An 18,388-nucleotide genomic window follows, 5' to 3' on the forward strand; every position below is an offset into this window, starting at 1 on the left:
TTCAACCCCCCAGGTTGAGCGTGAGTTTGGTGACGGCGAACGCCTCGGCGTATCGCTCGTGGCATTCGATGCCGCGGATCCGCGCGAGGCCGAGGAAGGCCTCCCGGTCGTACCAGGGCCGGTGCTGCTGCGAGGGGTAGTGCTCCTGCAGCAGCCGCACCTTCTGTTCGGCGGTCTCCGGCGACAGCGGCTGGTACGCCGCCATGCGGCCGAGATCGCCGTCCCACTTGACGATCTCGTAGCCGAGCACAAGGTGGTCGCGGAACGCGGTGGGTATCAGCTGCGCCAGGCCACGGTGGTCCTGGTGCGCGTCATCCGTGCGCGGGGCCAGTACGAGGTCCGGGTCGGTCTGTCCGCGCAGTTCCTCGACGGCGGCCTTGGCCTCGTCCCAGTGCGTGGGCAGCCGGCCGTCCGGCAGCTTGTGCACGGTCAGCCGCAGGTCGGCGCCGGGGCAGAAGGCGGCGAGAGCGGCCTGCTCCTCCTGCTCGCGCTCGCTGCCGCCGCCGGAGAGCACCAGCGCGTCGACGCGGATGCCCGGCCGGGCCTGGCACAGCGTCAGCAGGGTGCCGCCGGCGCCGATGGCGATGTCGTCGCAGTGCGCGCCCACCGCGACGATCCGGTCCAGGGAGCCGGCCCCGAGCCGGATCACGTTCTGGCTCCCGCGCTGTCCCGTTCCCACACGGCCCACGGGCGGTCGCCCCGGGTGTAGGCCTCGTCGAGCGCGGCCCGCTCCTTCACAGTGTCGGTCGGCTTCCAGAAGCCGCGGTGCTGGTGCGCCACCAGCCGTCCGCGCTTGGCCAGTTGGGCGCATCCGTCGGCGACCAGGTCCCCGTTCTCCGGTATGTGGTCGAAGACCTCCTGGCGGAGCACGAAGTAGCCGCCGTTCTCCCACAGCGGCATGTCGCTCACCGCGGTGATGCCCCCCACGAGGCCGTCCTCGCCCAACTCCACGCAGTGGAACGAGGATTGTGGCGGTACGACCATCATCGACGCCCCGGCGTCGCGCTGGGCGAACCGGTCGATCATCTCGGGCAGCGGGGCGTCGGTGAGCACGTCGGCGTAGTTGGCGAGGAACATCTCGTCGCCGTCCAGATGGTGCCGCACCCTGCGCAGCCGCTCCCCGATCGGTGACTCGATGCCGGTCTGCGCGAACGTGATCGTCCAGTCGGCGATGTCGGTGGACAGCAGCTCGGTGCGGCCGCCCCGCAGGACGAAGTCGTTGGAGGCGGTCTCCTCGTAGTTGAGGAAGAAGTCCTTGATGTGGTGGGCGCCGTAGCCGAGGCAGAGGATGAACTCCGTGTGCCCGAAGTGCGCGTAGTAGCGCATGACGTGCCAGATCAGCGGGCGCGGCCCGACCATCGCCATCGGCTTGGGCACGTCGTCGGAGGTTCCGTTGCGCATGCGCATCCCGTAACCGCCGCAGAACAGGACGACCTTCATGCTGTGACCTCCTTCAAAGCGCCCTCGACAATGCTCAGTTCCGGGATCGGGAAGACCAGCCGGCCGCCCCACTCGTGCACGAACGACAGCTGCTCGACCAGCTCGGCCCGCAGGTTCCACGGGAGGACGAGGACGTAGTCCGGTCTGTCGGCGGCTATCTGCTCCGGCGGCAGGATCGGGATGCGGGTGCCCGGGGTGAATCTGCCGTGCTTGTACGGATTGCGGTCGACCGTGTACGCGAGCAGGTCGGGCCGGATGCCGCAGTGGTTGAGCAGGGTGTTGCCCTTGCCCGGGGCGCCGTAGCCGACGACCGTCTCGCCGCGCTCGGCCGCCTCGATGAGGAACCGCAGCAGGTCCCGGCGCACCTTGGCCACCCGGGCGGAGAACTCGGTGTACCCCGACAGCTCCTGCAACCCGGCGGCCTTCTCCCGGGCCAGCACGTCGGCCACCCGCTGCGACGGCTCCCCCGCCACCTCGGCCGGCCGGGCCCACAGCCGGATGGAGCCGCCGTGCGTGGGCAGCAACTCGACGTCCACGAGGGCGAGTCCGCCGCTCTCGAGGGCCCGGATCGCGGAGGCGACCGTGTAGTACTGGAAGTGCTCGTGGTAGATCGTGTCGTACTGGTTCTCCTCGATCAGGGTCAGCAGGTGCTGCACCTCGATGGAGACCCAGCCGTCGTCGGCGACCAGCGCGCGCAGCCCCTGGGTGAACCCGACGACGTCCGGGATGTGCGCGTACACGTTGTTGGCCACGACCAGGTCCGCAGGGCCGTGCTCGGCGCGGACGGCCGAGCCGGTGTCGGGGCTCAGGAACTCCGTGAGCGTGGGCACCCCCGCCTCGCGCGCCGCGGCACCGACGTTCACCGACGGTTCGATGCCCAGGCAGCGGATCCCCCGGTCCACCACGTGCCGCAGCAGGTAACCGTCGTTGCTGGCGACTTCGACCACGAAGGCGTCGGCGCCGAGGTCCAACCGCTGTACGGCGCCGTCGACGTACGTGCGCGCGTGCTCCACCCAGGAGGTCGAGAACGAGGAGAAGTACGCGTACTCCTTGAACGTCTCCTCCGGCGTGATCAGCGGCGGGATCTGTGCGAGCCAGCAGTGGGTGCAGACCCGCAGGTTCAGCGGGTACGTCTGCTCCGGCCGGTCCAGTTGGTCCGCGGCGAGAAAGCTCTCACATGGTGGTGTCGCCCCAAGATCGACGACGCTCGTCGTCGCTTCCGAGCCGCAGAGTCGGCATCGTGTCATCTGCTGTCCCCATCCCCCCTGCTCGCGCGGGTGTCCCCACCGCGAGCCAGTGCTGACCGACCCGCGATCGCGGTGCGGTACTCCTCCAGCAGGCGCTCCAGGCCGACGGCCGGGCTGAATCCCTGCTCGTAGCGGTGCCGGGCCGCCTGCCCCATCTCCCGGTTGCGGGCCGGCTCGGCCGCGATCCGGCGTATGCAGGACGCGAGCGAGGCGGGCTCGCCCGGCCGGTGCAGCAGCCCGGTGACGCCGTCCTCGACGAGTTCGACGAAGGCGCCGTGGCCCGCGGCGACGGTCGGCACCCCGGCCGCCATCGCCTCCACGACCACCAGGCCGAACGCCTCCAGCCACGTCGACGGAGCCACCACGGCGACCGACCGCGCGATGGCCTCGCGGCACTCCGCCGCGTCCAACAGGCCGACGTAGCGCACGTCGTCCCGGCCTGCGGCCCAGGCGGTCACCTCCGGCTCCAGCGGCCCGGTGCCGGCGATCACGAGCGGTACGCCCGTACCGCCGCCCGCCGCGATCTCGTCCCACGCGGTCATGAGCAGCCGCACGCCCTTGGCCTCCGCGAGTCGGCCGAGATAGAGCACGTGCTCGCCGTCACCCGTGCGGCGACTGCCCGGCTCCGGCACGAAGTTGTGCTTCACCGCCAGCCGCTCGGCCGGCATGCCGGACCGCACCAGGACGTCACGCTGCGCCGCGGAGATGCAGAGGAAGCGCTCCACACCGGACCACCAGCGCCGCCGGTTGACCGACAGGCTGACCGCGAGCGGCACGGTCGCCAGGCGGGAGTTGCGGTAGCAGCCGTGCCGGACGGCGGGCAGCGGCGTCGATCCGACGCACTCGGTGCACGGTCGGCCGTCCCGCTGCAGCGTGCCGGGCGGGCAGACCTGGGTGTAGTTGTGCAGCGTGGCGACGGCCGGTACATCGGCGTCGGCGCAGGCGGCGAGCACGGCGGGCGACAGGAGCGGGAAGACGTTGTGCACGTGCACCACGTCCGGCCGCTCGGCGCGCAGCCGGGCGGCGAGTTCCGTGCGCACCGCCGGGTTCCACGGCACCAGGAGCGGCACCGCGACCTTGCCGAGGAGGGAGCGGGCGCCGATGTCGTCGCTGCGCCGCTCGAACACCCCGACCCGGTGGCCGGCCGCGCGCAGCAGCTCGACCTCCTGGTCGACGACCTTGTTCTCCCCGCTCGGCTGTGCCGAGTTGTAGCGGTTGTGCACCACGAGAACGTGCATGCTCAGTTCACCTCCGATCTACGGGCCCAGCGCGGGACGTGCCGTCGCGAGGTTTGGGGCAGCGCGAGCGGAACGGCCTGGGCGGGGACCGCCAACAGCGAGGCGGCCAGGGCCAGATGGAGCAGATACGGCGAGGCGTCGCCGAGACCGGCCTCGGTGTACGAGGCGATCGCGCAGTAGCTGATCAGGAAGATCGCGCAGGACCTCTCCAGCGACGGCGGCCGCAGCAGCGCGACGCCGCCCAGCACGACGATGATCACCGCGACGAGGGTGACGCCGATCAGGCCCTGCTCGTTGTAGACGGCCAGCCAGCTGTTGTCGATCGGCAGCCCGCCGAACGACTTGTCGCCCAGGCCCACGCCGAACGCCTTCTCCGCGGCGGACCGGGGCTCGGCCAGCAAAGCGTTCCAGACCTTGGCCCGGCCGGTGAGACTGGAGAAGTTCTCCTGGCTCTGTCCGCGCAGGAACCAGGTCTGCAGCGCGGAGGCGAAGCCGACCGCGGCCACCACGGAGATCAGCACGGCCCAGGTGAAGAAGCGGCGGGCCGCGGCGCTGGTCAGGATGAGCGAGCCGATCGCCAGCACCAGCCCGAGGAGCAGGCCGAGCGTGGCCGTCCGGGTGTGGGTCAGCGCGAGCAGCACCAGCGACGGCACGATGACCAGCACGGCGCTGGTCCGGTCGACGCGGCGGCCCACGACGAGCAGCACGGTGAGGCCGATGATGACCGCCGCGTACTGCCCGATCTGCGGCGGAGTGAGGGGCCACAGCGCGCCGACGAGGCGTCCGCCGTAGAGGCCGGGCAGGGCCTTGCCCGGTGAGACGACCAGGCCGACGGTCACCGAGCCGAGCACCGCGAAGTACGCCCGGATGTGGTAGCGGACGAACGTCAGGCCGCCGTCCCACCAGCGGGTGAGCAGCCACAGGGTGCCGACGAAGAGGGCCAGCCGGAAGCAGCGGAACAGCGCGCCGAGTCCGGACTCCAGGCTCGCGCTGGAGATCACGCTCGACACCAGCAGCAGGGTGAGCAGGAGCACGTAGGCGCTGGGCCGGATGCGCAGCCGTTGATTGGCCACGAGTGCCAGCGCGAACGCGGCGACCAGCGAGCCCATGGTGACCATCTGGATGAGGGAGCGGGGCAGCGGGACGATGGTCTTCGCCCCGGCGGAGCCGAGCGTGTTGAGGACCAGCAGTCCCCACACGATGCCGACGATCTTCGGTGTGCCGGCCGGGCGCGGCGCGGCGCCCGGCTGCGTTCCGACCGTGTCCGGTCCGCGCGTCAGGTTCTCCCCCATCTCAACCACCGGCCTGCAGGTCGAGGGTGCTGCCCTTGTCCTGCTGGTACGGCGCCGCCTGCCACTGCCCGAAGTCGAGCACCCGGCTCTGGTCCTCGGCGACGAACTTCCACGGCCCGACGTAGACGTTGTCGTGCCAGCGGTTGTGCTGCTTCTCGGTGATGGCGTCGGCGACCTGCTCGCCCTTGTACGGCGACCAGTCCGGATAGGTGCCGTAGTTGGACAGCACGGCCATGCGGTCGCACATCTCCGTGCACTTGACGACGGACTCGTCGAGCACGAAACGGTTGTCGTGGATGTCCACCCGCTGGGTCTTCCACCGGCAGTCGGAGTAGAGGGGTGCCTTGGCGATGGCCGGCTTCGCACAGCTGGCGGTCTTCTTCACCAGCAGCGTGCAGTCGCCGGACGAGGTGTTGGCCGGGCTGTTGCAGAACCGGTCGGCGTTCTCCCAGAGGGTGATCCCGGACCAGTTGTCCTCCAGCACGTTCCGGTAGATCTCGATCCTGTCGGTGCGGGCCTTGATCCGTGGTTCGCCGCCGGACTCGGACAGGTAGACCGTCGCGTACGGGAAGTTGTCTCCGCCGTCGGCCGCCTTGCGGCCCTCGACCCAGTTGTTCCGCCGGATCGTGTTGTCCCGGATGACCGCGTTGTAGCTGGTCTCGTAGATCAGCGCGGCACCGTCGTTGGCCTCGATCACGTTGTTCTCGATGCGGAAGTCGTTGTTGTTGGTGTCCGCCCACAGTCCGGCGCCGCGGTTGTCGTGCACCCAATTCCCGCTGATGTCGGCGCCGTTGACCTCCCAGAACTTGATGCCTCCGGTGCAGCCGCAGCCCTCCTTGCGCCGCTCCCAGTCACCGGTGTTGTTGCCCGTGATCTCGTTGCCCTCGACCACCAGGCCGGTGATGCGGCCGTCGCCCTTGTACGCGTTCATGCCGTACTGGCCGTTGTCGCGCAGGCAGTCGGCGCGGACCTGCTGGCGGGCACCGGCCATCAGCCCGGCGCCGGAGTTCTTCTGGATCGTGGCGTCCTCGATCACCCATCCGTCGGCCGAGTCGTGGTTGACCACACCCTCGTCCTGCGGCGCGACGAATCCCTGCACGGTCAGGTAGCGGATGGTGACGTCGGCGGCGTTGCCGGTGAAGGCGTACTGGTTGACCTTCCGGCCGTCGAGCACCGCGCCCGGCGCGCCGAGGTAGCGGTCCCCCTTCTTGGGGATGACCTGGGCGTAGCGGTCCTTCTCAAGTCGGTGCGTGCCCGGCTTGAGCCAGAACGTGGTGTTCGCGGGGCTGTTCTTGGTCTTCGCCGCCAGGTCGCCGACCACCTTGGGGTCGACGGTCACGGCGCCCGCCGGTGCCTTCGCCGGCCCGGCGGCGGGGTTGGCGCACACCCGGGCCACGGTCCGGGCGGCGGACGTGGACGTGGACGGCGCGGCGGTCGGCTTCGCGGTGGCCGGGGCGCTCGACGTGCTCTCGCAGCCGGTCGCCGTCAGCAGGGCCAGCGCCAGCGGTGCCACCGCCAACGCCCAGGGCCGCCTGTTGATCCTCACGCGCCCTCCTGGCCGCGGAACCCGAGCACGGTGGTGAACGCGCCCGCGCCGTCGGCGAAGCCGGTGCCGATCAGTGTCGTGGTGGGTTCCTTGCGCCCGAATCCGGCGGAGTACCAGCCCAGCGGCGGGTCCGTCTCGCCGCGATGCGCCTGCCAGGACAGCTGCGCGGGCAGGTCGAGCACGGCGGAGCGGTCCTCGCCGTCGCGGGTCCAGGTGAGCACCGCCCGGTGTCCCACCAGGTCCGCGGTGACGGCCGGGCCGAGGTGGAAAGCCAACTGCACGTCCCGGCGCGGGCCTTGCACCTCGTCCACGATCCTCAGCTCCCGGCTCACGGCCGTCAGCTCTACCCGGCGGCGGTGCACCGAGCCCTGGTAGCCGTCGTGCTCGGCAGCCCAACGGGCCACCCCCGCACCGGAGTTGTCCACGTCCAGGACGCGGGTGCGGGCGTGCCGGGTCCACAGGAACGGGCCGCCGGAGACGGACTGGTCACCGCCGTCCAGTTGCAGGGTGTTGTGGCCGAGGGTCGACCGGAAGTACTGCCGCCATGCGGGCTGCCCGTGATAGCAGTACGTCCCCGGGTCGGCGAGCACGTCCACCCCGTCGTGCCGGACCTCCACGGACAGCGCGTCGGCGTGGGCATGCGCGGCGATGGACAAGAAGCCGTGCGGACCGCCGTCGCAGCGGCACCAGATCTCCTCAGGACCCCGCAGGACGGTGAGCCCCGCGTCGGCGAAGTGGGCGGGCCTGGTCGCCGGGCGGGCAGTTCCGTCCTTCGCGTACGGCCGGACGAGCGCGGCCAGCAGCGGGGTACGCACGTCGGTACCGGTCACCGTCGGCCACCAGTCGAGCCGGCCGAACACGGCGTCCCCGGTGGCCAGCAGCGAACCCCAGCGGTCGGTGCCCGCCCCGTCCACGACCAGACCGAAGCCGTCGTCCGCGTCACCCTGACGGGGCGGGCGCAGCCGGTTGTCCACTACGGCCGCGAGAGCGTCGGTCATCCGCAGCAGCACCAGCCGGAGCGACTCGGGAACCGGCACGCCCGCGGCATCCGCCTCGGCCACCGCGGCCAGGCCGAGTTCCAGCACGAGTCCGTGATACTCGGTGGCCAGCTCGCGGTTGAGGCCGGAGTCGAAGGTGTTGGCGCGCAACTGCCGCTCCAGCGACCGCAGCGCGCCGGACCGCCAACGCGCCGACGAGGGGAACCAGTTGAACGCGCAGGCCGCGGCGAACTGTCCGGCGGTCTCGGCGATGACGTGGTTGTTCGCCGAGGACCCCCGGCTGGGGAAGGCGGCCAGCCAGCGCTGGTGGTGCCAGATCTGGTTCAGCGCCACCGGGTTGTCCTCGAACAGCTCGGCCGCGCCCGGCCAGCCGTCGAGCAGTCGCCGGATCCACACCCAGGACAGCAGCCGGATGCCCAGCTCGATCCCGCTGATCCAGTGCACGCCGCGCAGCGGTGGGTTGGCCGTCCACCACGACCGCAGGTGATCGGCCACCCGCTCGGCATACCGCTCGTTCCCGGTGACCGCGTAGGCGGCGGCGAGCACGGTGAGGTACTGATGCCGGGACAGCTCCCAGATCTGCTTGATGTCCCCGACCGCGTCCTCGTTCCGGTACGGCACGTCGAAGGCGTAGCCCCAGGGAGCCCGGCGCCCGGTCTTCGGGTCGCGCCACCAGTCCGGGTCGTCGAGGTCGTCGCGAACCACCCCGAAGAACTCGACGTGCCCGTACATCAGCCGGTCCGCCTCGGCGACGAGCCGTTTCACGGCGTCCGGCGGCACCGAGGCGATCGCTCCCTCGGGCAGGACCGAGGTGAACCGGGCACCGGTCACGCTCGGGCAGTCCGGCCGCGCCGACCGCCAACGCCGCCTGCGCACGGCGTCGCCCGCCCGGCCCGCGACCTCTCGCGAGCCCATCCGGGACAGCCGCCGCAGGTACCAGCCCGCGCTCATGGTCATGGCGTCCTCGCCAGCGTCACCGGCGCACCGCCGGCCAGGCCGGCCTGCACGGCAAGGGTGGCCGCCGTGGTGGCGACCAGCGACTCCAGCGGCACCGGCATCGGCCCGCCGGTCCGAACTGCCTTGATGAACGCGGCCAGTTCGGCGTTCTGCCCCTTGTCCCGGGCCTTGGGCAGCCGCGAACTGACCCACTTCTTACGGCCGTAGACCGAAGCACGGACGAAGTCGTCGAGCCGCAACACCTTGCCGTCCGCGACCAGGTCCAGGGTCTCCTTGGGGAAGCCGGGTGCGCCGGTGGTGACGTAGCCGATGGTGGCGGTGGACCCGTCCGGGTAGCGCAGGACGACCTGGAGGTCCTCGTTGCCGGGCGCGGCCGTCGCGTACACGGAGACCGGGTCGGCGTCGAGCAGCCAGCTCGCCGTGTCGATGAAGTGGCCGCCCTCACCGGCGAACCGCGAGCCCTCGGCGCCCTGTTGGAGGTACCAGCTGCCGTGCTGGAGCTTGCCCGCGTTGACGAGGTAGCGGAGGCTCGCCGGACCGGTCCGGGCGCCGAACCGCTCCTTGGCCTCCTGGAGCAGCGGCGCGAAACGGCGGTTGAAGCCCACCTGGAGGCGGTCGTTGCCGGACTCCTCCACCGCCGCGAGCACTCCGGCCAGCTCGTCCTCGGTGAGGGCCAGGGGCTTCTCCACGAACACGGTCTTGCCGGCCAGCAGTGCCTGCCGGGTCAGTTCGGCGTGCGAGCTGTGCCGGGTGACCACGAACACCGCGTCGACGGACTTGTCGCCGAGCACGGCATCGAGGTCGGTGGTCGCCTGGGCGAAGCCGAACTTCCGCTGCGCGTTGGCCGCGGACAGCGCCGTCGTGGTGACGACGGTCGACAGCTCGACGCCCTCGCGCTGGGCCAGGTGCGGCAGCAGCATCGACGTCGCGTAGTTGCCCGCGCCTATGAAAGCTAGGCGCACCGGCGCCTTGGCGGACCGGGCCGGGGCGACGGTCGTGCCGGTGCGTCGCACCTCGGGCACGGACACCTCCGGGGCCGCCGACTCCCCCTGTTCCTCCGCCTGTTCGGGGTAGCGGAACAGCACGGCCACGGCTTTGAGGTCGCCGTCCTTCAGGCTCTGATAGGTCTCCACGGCGTCGTCGAAGTCGGCGATGTGGGAGACCAGGGGCTCCACGTCGACGCTGCCGCGGGCGAGGAGGTCGAGGAAGCACGCGAGGTTGCGGCGCTCGGTCCAGCGGACGTAGCCGATCGGGTAGTCGCGTCCCTCCAGCTCGTACGACGGGTCGTAGCGCCCGGGGCCGTACGAGCGCGAGAAACGGACGTCGAGCTCCTTCTCGTAGTACGCGTTCCACGGCAGGTCCAGGCGGCACTTGCCGATGTCGACGACCCGGCCGCGGTCCCGCGCGAGCCGGGCGGCCAGCTCGACGGGCTGGTTGCTGCCGCCGCCGGCGGCCAGGAACACCTGGTCCACGCCGTGACCGCCGGTGAGTTCGGCGACGGCCGCTTCCACGGCCGCGGACGCGGGGTCGCCGCAGGCCGCGGCACCCAGCCGCTCGGCGAGTTCGCAGCGTGTCGGGTCGGGGTCGGCGCCGACCACGCGGACCCCCGCGGCGGTGAGCAGCTGCACCACCAACTGCCCGACAAGTCCGAGGCCGATGACCAGCGCCACCTCGCCGAGCTGCGGCTCGCCCTGGCGGACGCCCTGCATCGCGATCGAGCCGACGGTGCCGAAGGCCGCGTGCCGCGGCGCGAGTCCGTCGGGGACCGGGGCGTAGAGGTTCTTCGGCACCCAGTTCAGCTCGGCGTGCAGCGCGTGCTCGTTGCCGGCGCAGGCCACGAGGTCGCCGACCTTCACGTCGTCGATCCCGGCGCCGACCTGCTCGACCACCCCGCACAGCGAGTAGCCCAGCGGCGTGTAGGAGTCCAGCTTGCCCATCACCTTGCGGTAGGTGGCGGGCACCCCGTTGGTGGCCACGCTCTGCATGACCTTGGCCACCTGGTCCGGCCGTGAGCGGGCCTTGCCCAGCATCGACATGCCGGCCTCGGAGACCTTCATGAGCTCGGTGCCGGTGGATATCAGCGAGTAGGCGCTGCGGACCAGCACACCGCCCGGCTTGCACCCCGGTACCGGAACGTCGAGCACCGCCAGCTCGCCGCTCTTGTAGTTCTGTACAACCTGCTTCACCAGAACTCCTGTTTTCTAAGCCGTCGTCCGAGCGCTCTGGGCGGAGCCAGAGGTCGCGTCGCGATACCAGTACTCGAGGGTCAGTACGTGCCAGAGGTGTTTGGAGTAGTCCGCCTGTCCGGCGGCGTCCTCTGCGACCATGCGCGCCAGCGCGTCGCGGCGCAGGAGCCCGGAGTTGACGAGCACGCCGTCGTTGACCACCTCGCGCACCAGCGGCGCCAGGTCCCGGCTCATCCAGGCGCGCAGCGGAGCGCTGAACAGGCCCTTGGGCCGGTACACGATCTCCCGGGGCAGGATCGAGGTGGCCGCCTCCTTGAGGGCGGCCTTGCCCTGCCGTCCGACGATCTTGCGATCGCCGGGCACGGCGAACGCCGCCTTGACCACCTCGACGTCCACGTACGGCACCCGCACCTCGGTCGACGCGGCCATGCTCGACCGGTCCGTGTAGGCGAGGTTGAGGCCCGGCAGGAACATCCGGGCATCGGTCAGGCACATGCGGTTGACGAAGTCGTCGAGATCGTTGTCCTGGTAGACGTCCGCGTGCTCGGTCAGCACGTCGTCGACCGTCCCGGCCAGGTCCGGATCGATCAGGGCGAGCAGCTCGTCCTGGTCGTACATGGTGTAGCTGCGCCGGAACGCGGTCTCCTCCGGCAGATCGGCGAAGGAGAGGAACCGCTTCGCGAACCGCACCGACCGGTAGCCGCGCCGGGCCGAGGCGACCGGCAGCCGGTCCACGACCCCGGACACCCCGCGGCGCAGGGGCCGCGGGACGCGCTGGTAGCGCAGCGCGAGCAGGTTGGCGAAGTGCTTGCGGTACCCCGCGAACAGCTCGTCCGCGCCCATGCCCGAGAGCATCACCTTGACCCCGGCCTCCCGGGCGGCCATGCAGATCAGGTAGGTGTTGATCGCGGCTGGGTCACCGATCGGCTCGTCCAGGCTGTACGTCATCTGCGGCAGCAGGTCGAGCACGTTCGGGGCGATCTCGATCTCGTGCAGGTCGACGCCGAACTGCTCGGCGACCTGCCGGGCGTAGCGCAGGTCGTCGGGCATCGCCTCGAACTTGGCGTCCTCGGCGCGGAATCCGATGGTGTAGGCGGAGATCCCGGGCTGGTGGCGGGCCGCCAGCGCGGTCAGATAGCTGGAGTCGAGGCCGCCGGAGAGGAAGGTCGCCACGGGTACGTCGGAGAGCAGGTGGCGCCGGGTCGACTCCTCGACGACGGCGTCGAGGTCCGGCTGTTCACCGGCCAGTGCCCGGTCCCGGCCCTCGGCTGCGACGTCCTTCAGGTTCCAGAACCGGCCGCGTTCCACCCCGCCGTCGGGCCGGCATCTGAGCCAGCTCCCCGGCGGCAGCTTCTCCGCCTCGCGGAACGCGCAGCGCGAGTCCGGCACCCAGTAGTAGAGGAGGGACGCCACCAGCGCCGCGTGGTCCACCTCCAGCGACTTGCCGGTCGCGGCGGCGAGCGCCTTGAGCTCGGAGGCGAACATCAGGCCCTGGCCGCGCCGGAGCAGGAACAGCGGCTTGATGCCCAACTGGTCGCGGGCGAGCACCAGTTCACCGGTCCGCTCGTCGAAGACGCCGAACGCGAACATGCCGCGCAGCCGGGGCAGGCAGTCCGTGCCCCAGCGCCGCCAGGCCTCCAGGAGCACCTCGGTGTCGGAGGTACCGCGGAAGCGCACCCCGGTGGCCGCCAGCTCGGCGCGGAGTTCGGGCGCGTTGTACAGCTCGCCGTTGTACGTCAGGGCGAGGCCGTCCGAGACCATCGGCTGGGCGCCGGTCTCGGACAGGTCGATGATGGACAACCGGCGGTGCCCGAGCTGCACTTCGCCGTCACCCAGGGGGTGGCCGTAGCGGCCCGAGCCGTCCGGGCCGCGGTGGGCGAGGGTGTCGGTGAGCCGGTCGGTGACGGCCTTTCCGTCCGGCCATCGGTATGTGCCCGCGATGCCACACACGTCTACCGCACCTCCTGGTCGTTGTCCGGGACCCGTGCGGCCCGTATCGGCTGGCGTTCCGTGAGCCGCCGGCCGGTCGCGTTCTGCCAGGTCGGCCGCTCGCTCCGGCCGCGCAGCGCGTTGGCCAGCCCGTCCCACAGGGTGCCGTCGGTCCGGTCGCGCGGATCGGGGTCGATCAGTACGACACCGATCACCGGGATGTGCTGGTCCGCGAGCTGCCGCGCCACGGTGTGCAGCCATGCGGCGCTGCCGTGCCCGGCACGTACGACGAGCACGGTCCGGGAGCCGAGGTGCTGGAGGTCGGTCCACGCCGTGCCGGGTGCCACCGAGCCGACGCCGATCCGCTGCTCCTGGGGCGACACGGCCGCGGCCCGTTCGGCGCCGACCACCGTGGGGTCTCCCGGTTTCGGGCGGTGGCCCGCGAGCTGTGGGCCGGGGAGACCGTCGACGACGACCACCGGCCCGTCCTCCGACAGTGCCCGGGCGAGGCCGAGGGCGATCGCACCCGTGCCGCGCGCGCAGCCCAGTTCGAGCAGCGACAGCGGTTCCGCCGAGCCGCGCGCGGTGCGGGCCAGTGTCGTGGTGAGCCGTTCGCGTGCCACCCGGGTCCGTCGGCGCTGCCACAACCTGCCGGAGCGGCGCGGCAGTTCGGCGATGACCGAGGCGCCGAGGTTCGCGGCGATGTCCCGGCGCAGCACGGGGCGGTCCGCCACGACCACGCCGACCGCGGCCAGCGCGAGCCCGAGGACCAGCCCGAGGACGAGTCCGATCACGGCGTCGGTGACGAGGGCCTTGGGCAGGGAGTGCTGTACGGCGCGCGGGGCGTCCACGATCTGGGTGCCGGCGACGAGCTGCGGAGCGCCGACGCGTGCCTCCTCGGCGCGTTGGCCGAAGTCGGAGATCTGTGAGGTGAGTTCGGCCCGCCGGGCGAAGAGCGATTCGAGGTTCGCCGAGTCCTTCGGGTCGGTGTCGGGCGTCCGGCCGGCGATCGTCTTGTTGACGTCGGCGAGCTCCGACTGCATCCGGTCACGCTGGTCGAGCAGACCCTGGGCGTTGGCGTCGGCGATGGCCTGGATGCGCTGGGCGTGGTCCGCGACGAACGCCTCGGCCAGCGCCTTGGCCCGGGCCACCGCTTCCGCGTCGGTCCTGCCCGTCACATCGATCTCAAGGACGTTGTTGGTCAGTCCGGTGCCCCGGTAGTCCTTCATGAAGTCCGCCGGTTTTTCCGGGGACTTGAGGATCCGCAGGGCCTGGTCGGCGATCCGCGTGGTCGCCAGCAGCTGGGCGTCGGTGCGGATCAGCGTTCCGGTGTCGTTCGGCTGGTCCTCCTGATGCGCTACCAGCACCTTGGTCACCGCGGCCGGTGCCGGCGGCAGCAGGACCGCCACGGCCGCGCCGATCAGCAGTCCGAGCAGTGCCATCGCGGACCAGAGGCGGCGGCGCCTGCGGACCGCGACCACCAGCGCCTGAACGTCGAGGAGCGGAGTGGTCGCCGACGACTCCGAAGTCGTGCTCGTCGTCATGCCGAACCTCCCGTCGCGTGGCCGTGCACCGCGAACGTCAGAGTGGCCTCGTCCGCCGGACGGTCTGTGGTCCGCGTCGGACGGGTGGTGCGTACCGCGCCGGCGACGACGACGCCGACGACCTCGTGGCCGCCGTCCGCGCACGCCTCGGCGAGGTCCGCGAGTTCCTCCGCGGTCCGGCTGCCCGCGCCGACGACGACAAGGGCACCGGACTCCGTGTCGCGGTCGCGGTCCGGCACGACCGGCCGGTCCACCGACACCTCCACCACCCGCAGCAGCAGATCGTTCGTGGCCTCGGCCACGAGTTGCCCGGCGGCCCGGCGGGCGACCTCGTCGCCTTTCGGTACGACGACCAGCAGCCGCCGGGGAGCGGGCAGTTGGTCCTTCAGGCGAGCGCACACCCGCCGGTAGCGGATCCGCCTGTCCGCCTCGTCGCCGGACCTCTGCGGGGTCGGAATGTCCCACCGGATGTCGACGCCGAGAAGCCGACGGATCCGGGACCGCGTGCCACGGCTCTGGGGCCGGTGCCCACTGCGTTCACCGGGCACGTCGACGGCGCCCAGGAGCGCCGCACCCAGCGCCGCGGCGATCTCCGGTTCGGTGCGGGGCCGGCGGCTCACCCGTACGGCGGCGAGATGGCCGATGACCGCGAGCAGGAGGAACAACAGCGCCCCGCCGACGGTCAGTTGCATCCTCGTCGGCGCGGCTGCGCCGGTCGGCCGGGGCGCCGGTCCCATGACGACCATGTTGGCCTTGCCGGTGGCCGACGGGTCGGCCTCTTCGAGCTTCTTCATGGCATCCTGCAGCGCGGTGCGCAGCCCCTCCAGCTCGGTGCGGGCCTGCACGCTCTCCACGGTCTGCCCCGGATCGGCCGCACCGGCCAGGTCGGTGATGCGGCGGTTGGTGTCCGCCACCTGCTTCCGCAGCGCCTCTGTCTCGGTGGCCGCCGCGGGGTCGATGCTGCCGCCGGCGATGCGCACGGCGAAGGTGACGAACTGCTGGGCCATCTGGTCGGAGAGCCGCTGCGCGCGTTCCGGGGTGTCGGCCGTGCCGGAGATCTTGATGATGTTCCCGTCGTCGGCCTTGGCGGTCACCTTGTCCCGCAGGTCGGCGCCGCTGACGCCCTTCCAGCCGAGCGCGGCGGCCGCGCGGTCGGCCACCTCGGAACTGGTCGCGATGTCCACCTGGGTCAGCAGTTCACGCTCGTCCCACTGGCCCGGCAGCAGGACTGATGCCGCCGCCGTGTACCGCGGCGGCATCAGCAGCACCGAGGTGCCGTAGCCGACGAGCGCACCCACTACGGCGAGGAGGGCGAGAAGCCGCCACCGCCGACGGAGAATCCGTCCGATCGTGACCAGACGGATCGTGTCCTCATTCAATGGTGCGGCCTCTTCCCCGTACGGACCGGCCCACCCGCCGACACCGGGGCTTGGTCCCGGCAGGCGGCGGCGTAGGCGGCGAGCAGCGACGCTTGCGAGTTCTGCCAGGACAGCGGGCCGCTGATCCGCTCCTGACCGGTCTTGCCCATCCGGGCCCGCTTCTGCGGATCGTCGAGGAGCAGCGCGATGAGCTTGGCGAACTGGGCCTCGTCGTCGTCGGGCGCGTAGACGGCGGCGTCACCGGCGGAGACGCGCGCCTCCCGCAGGTCGAACGAGACGATCGGCCGCCCCATCGCCATGTACTCCAGGACCTTGTTCATGGTCGACACGTCGTTGAGCGGATTGCACGGGTCGGGCGAAAGGCACACGTCCGCGGTGCACAGGTAGCGCACCAGGTCGGCGTCCGGGATGCGCCCGGTGAACTGCACCTGCTCGGAGAGACCGAGTTGCAGGGACAGTTCGACCATCGCGTCGAAGGCGTCGCCGGCGCCGACGAAGACCGCGTGCCAGTCGGTCCGCCCGAGCTCGTCGCGCAGCTTCGCGAGGGCCCGCAAGGCGTAGTCGACGCCGTCCTGAGGGCCCATGACGCCGAGGTAGCACAGCAGATGGGGCTTGCCGCGCTTCAACTCCGGCTCCGGCGGCACCGGTTGGAACCGGTCGGTCGCGGGCGCGCTGCGCACCACGAAGACGTCCTCCGGCCGCTTGCCGCCACGGCGCAGCGCGACGTCCCGGTAGCTCTCGTTCGTGGCGAGCACGATGTCCGCGGCCCGGTAGGTCCGCCTCTCCAGCGCGCACACGGCGCGGTAGAGCAGGTCCTCGCCTCGGTCGAACCGGGAGAGGTACAGCTCGGGTACCAGGTCGTGCTGGTCGAAGACGAACCGCGCGCCGCGCCGCTTCAGCCACAGCGCGGGCAGGAACAGCAGGTCGGGCGGGTTGCAGGCGTGGACCACGTCGACCGGGCCGACCTTGCGGGCCAGCCGGACCGTGTGCCACAACGCCGATCCGTACTCCCGCAGGTAGCCGGCCGGCCCTCCGGTGGCCGCGCGCAACGGGTAGCGGTGGATCCGCACCCCGTCGATCACCGCCTCCGGTTCCGTGTCCCGCTTCTCCCCCTGGGGGCAGATGACGTGCACCTCCCAGCCCGCGTCGCGCAGGGTGGTGCACTCCTGCCACACCCGCCGGTCGAACGGCACCGACAGGTTCTCCACCAGGATCAGGGCGCGCCGGCCCGTCCCGTGGCTGTTGTTCGCGTTACCAGGCAAGGCCCATGTACCCCGGCTCGGCCCGGCGCGCCTCGGCGTCGGGAAGGTGGATGAGGTCGACGACCGCCGGTCCGCCCGTGTGGGGCAGCGCCGCCAGCACGGCCGGGTCCTTGGTCCCGACCAGGCACACCTCGGCGTGCTCCACCACCTCGTCGACGGAGTCGGCGAGCAGTTGGGCGAGATGCGGCAGCCGGCTCTCGATGTACTCGCGGTTCGCGCCGAGCAGCCGGGAGAGGCTTACGTTGGCGTCGTAGATCTTGAGGTCGTAGCCCTTGCCGAAGAGTCTCTCCGCCAGCTCGACAAGCGGGCTCTCCCTGAGGTCGTCGGTGCCGGGTTTGAAGGACAGTCCGAACAGGCCCACCTTGCGCTTGCCGGTGCGTTCGACCAGGTCGACCGCGCGCTGCAGATGGTCGGAGTTGGAGGCCAGCACGTGGGAGAGGATGGGCACCGAGACGTCGGCCCGCTGCGCCGCGTGGACCAGGCTGCGCAGGTCCTTGGGCAGGCAGGAGCCGCCGAAGGCGAAGCCGGGCCGCAGGTAGGCGGGGCTGATGTTCAGCTTGCGGTCGGCAAGGAACACGTCCATCACCTGGTGCGAGTCCACCCCGAGCGCCTGGCACACCGAGCCCAGCTCGTTCGCGAAGCCGATCTTGAGGCCGTGGAACGCGTTGTCCGCGTACTTGATCGCCTCGGCGGTCGGGACCGGCACCCGGAACACCTCGCCGGACAGGCCGTCGTACAGCGCCGCCACCGCGTCGCCGCTCGCCGTGTCGAGCTCGCCGATGACGGTCTTGGGCGGGTCGAAGAAGTCCCGCACGCTCGTGCCCTCGCGCAGGAACTCCGGGTTGACCGCGACCCCGAAGTCCACCCCGGCCGTGCCGCCGACGTTCTTCTCCAGGATCGGCACCAGCAGGTTCAGGCAGGTGCCCGGGAGCATGGTGCTGCGGAACACGACGGTCTGCCGCCCGCCCCGCTCGGCGAGCGCGGCGCCGATCTGTTCGGTGACCCGCTCCAAGTAGGTGGTGCACAGGCTGCCGTTGGGCTCCGACGGCGTGCCCACGCAGATCAGCGATATCTCGCTGCCCATGATCGCCTCGCGGACGTCACCGGTGGCGCGGAGCGCTCCGGTCCGCACGACCTCGGCGATGAGCTCGCCGATCCGCTCCTCGACCACCGGGGCCTTGCCGTCGTTGACCAGGTCGACCTTCACCTGGTTCACGTCCACCCCGATGACCTCGTGCCCCATGCTGGCCAGGCACGCGGCCGACACACAGCCCACGTAGCCGAGCCCGAAAACGCTGACTCTCATGCCCCGTCTCTCCCCCCAGTCAGGCCCTTGCGGCCTGCGGTCCGCGCGTCGGTCGGACGACCCC

At 71.4% G+C, this 18,388-nt stretch carries 13 protein-coding genes; all 13 read right to left on the minus strand.

Going from position 1 to position 18,388, the window contains the following annotated elements; genetic code table 11:
• Position 1: 1 nt before the first annotated feature.
• From OG504_RS09575 to OG504_RS09635, 13 genes are read right to left on the minus strand one after another with little or no spacing between them, the layout of a single operon-like run.
• Entirely contained in the window at positions 2-649 is a 648-nt protein-coding gene (locus OG504_RS09575) for a PIG-L deacetylase family protein (RefSeq protein ID WP_405989394.1), read from the minus strand.
• A complete protein-coding gene (locus OG504_RS09580; RefSeq protein ID WP_405989395.1) occupies positions 646-1,440 on the minus strand; it encodes a sugar phosphate nucleotidyltransferase in 795 nt (264 codons plus the stop codon). The genes OG504_RS09575 and OG504_RS09580 overlap by 4 nt, the downstream gene beginning before the upstream one ends.
• Complete coding sequence (locus OG504_RS09585; RefSeq protein WP_405989396.1) at positions 1,437-2,687, minus strand: class I SAM-dependent methyltransferase; 1,251 nt, start codon at positions 2,685-2,687, stop codon at positions 1,437-1,439. The genes OG504_RS09580 and OG504_RS09585 overlap by 4 nt, the downstream gene beginning before the upstream one ends.
• The gene (locus tag OG504_RS09590) at positions 2,684-3,925 is read right to left on the minus strand and encodes a glycosyltransferase (RefSeq protein ID WP_405989397.1); all 1,242 of its coding nucleotides are present in this window, start codon (positions 3,923-3,925) and stop codon (positions 2,684-2,686) included. The genes OG504_RS09585 and OG504_RS09590 overlap by 4 nt, the downstream gene beginning before the upstream one ends.
• Positions 3,926-3,927: 2 nt before the next feature.
• On the minus strand, positions 3,928-5,217 hold the full coding sequence (locus OG504_RS09595; protein ID WP_405989398.1) for an O-antigen ligase domain-containing protein: 1,290 nt from the start codon (positions 5,215-5,217) through the stop codon (positions 3,928-3,930).
• Position 5,218: 1 nt separating this feature from the next.
• Positions 5,219-6,763, minus strand: coding sequence for a right-handed parallel beta-helix repeat-containing protein (locus OG504_RS09600; RefSeq protein ID WP_405989399.1), 1,545 nt, complete (start codon positions 6,761-6,763; stop codon positions 5,219-5,221).
• Positions 6,760-8,718: an alginate lyase family protein gene (locus OG504_RS09605; protein WP_405989400.1), complete on the minus strand. Its 1,959-nt coding sequence runs from the start codon at positions 8,716-8,718 to the stop codon at positions 6,760-6,762. The genes OG504_RS09600 and OG504_RS09605 overlap by 4 nt, the downstream gene beginning before the upstream one ends.
• Complete coding sequence (locus OG504_RS09610; protein ID WP_405989401.1) at positions 8,715-10,904, minus strand: bi-domain-containing oxidoreductase; 2,190 nt, start codon at positions 10,902-10,904, stop codon at positions 8,715-8,717. Before OG504_RS09610 ends, OG504_RS09605 begins: the two co-directional genes overlap by 4 nt.
• Before the next feature lie 15 nt (positions 10,905-10,919).
• Positions 10,920-12,854, minus strand: coding sequence for an asparagine synthase (glutamine-hydrolyzing) (gene asnB / locus OG504_RS09615; protein ID WP_405989402.1), 1,935 nt, complete (start codon positions 12,852-12,854; stop codon positions 10,920-10,922).
• A 2-nt stretch (positions 12,855-12,856) separates the two neighbouring features.
• On the minus strand, positions 12,857-14,377 hold the full coding sequence (locus OG504_RS09620) for a Wzz/FepE/Etk N-terminal domain-containing protein (protein WP_405989403.1): 1,521 nt from the start codon (positions 14,375-14,377) through the stop codon (positions 12,857-12,859).
• Complete coding sequence (locus OG504_RS09625; protein ID WP_405989404.1) at positions 14,374-15,756, minus strand: Wzz/FepE/Etk N-terminal domain-containing protein; 1,383 nt, start codon at positions 15,754-15,756, stop codon at positions 14,374-14,376. The genes OG504_RS09620 and OG504_RS09625 overlap by 4 nt, the downstream gene beginning before the upstream one ends.
• Positions 15,753-17,018, minus strand: coding sequence for a glycosyltransferase family 4 protein (locus OG504_RS09630; protein ID WP_405989405.1), 1,266 nt, complete (start codon positions 17,016-17,018; stop codon positions 15,753-15,755). The genes OG504_RS09625 and OG504_RS09630 overlap by 4 nt, the downstream gene beginning before the upstream one ends.
• Entirely contained in the window at positions 17,008-18,324 is a 1,317-nt protein-coding gene (locus OG504_RS09635; RefSeq protein ID WP_405989406.1) for a nucleotide sugar dehydrogenase, read from the minus strand. The genes OG504_RS09630 and OG504_RS09635 overlap by 11 nt, the downstream gene beginning before the upstream one ends.
• Positions 18,325-18,388 lie beyond the last annotated feature (64 nt).

The sequence above is a fragment of the Streptomyces sp. NBC_00986 genome (assembly GCF_045162565.1).
Lineage (GTDB): Bacteria > Actinomycetota > Actinomycetes > Streptomycetales > Streptomycetaceae > Streptomyces.

What these genes read in the sequence shown, in the direction of transcription:
- OG504_RS09620 (WP_405989403.1), bottom strand. Translation starts at nt 14,377, where the DNA reads ATGACGACGAGCACGACTTCGGAGTCGTCGGCGACCACTCCGCTCCTC.
- OG504_RS09595 (WP_405989398.1), bottom strand. Translation starts at nt 5,217, where the DNA reads ATGGGGGAGAACCTGACGCGCGGACCGGACACGGTCGGAACGCAGCCG.
- OG504_RS09590 (WP_405989397.1), bottom strand. Translation starts at nt 3,925, where the DNA reads ATGCACGTTCTCGTGGTGCACAACCGCTACAACTCGGCACAGCCGAGC.
- OG504_RS09585 (WP_405989396.1), bottom strand. Translation starts at nt 2,687, where the DNA reads ATGACACGATGCCGACTCTGCGGCTCGGAAGCGACGACGAGCGTCGTC.
- OG504_RS09605 (WP_405989400.1), bottom strand. Translation starts at nt 8,718, where the DNA reads ATGACCATGAGCGCGGGCTGGTACCTGCGGCGGCTGTCCCGGATGGGC.
- OG504_RS09635 (WP_405989406.1), bottom strand. Translation starts at nt 18,324, where the DNA reads ATGAGAGTCAGCGTTTTCGGGCTCGGCTACGTGGGCTGTGTGTCGGCC.
- OG504_RS09580 (WP_405989395.1), bottom strand. Translation starts at nt 1,440, where the DNA reads ATGAAGGTCGTCCTGTTCTGCGGCGGTTACGGGATGCGCATGCGCAAC.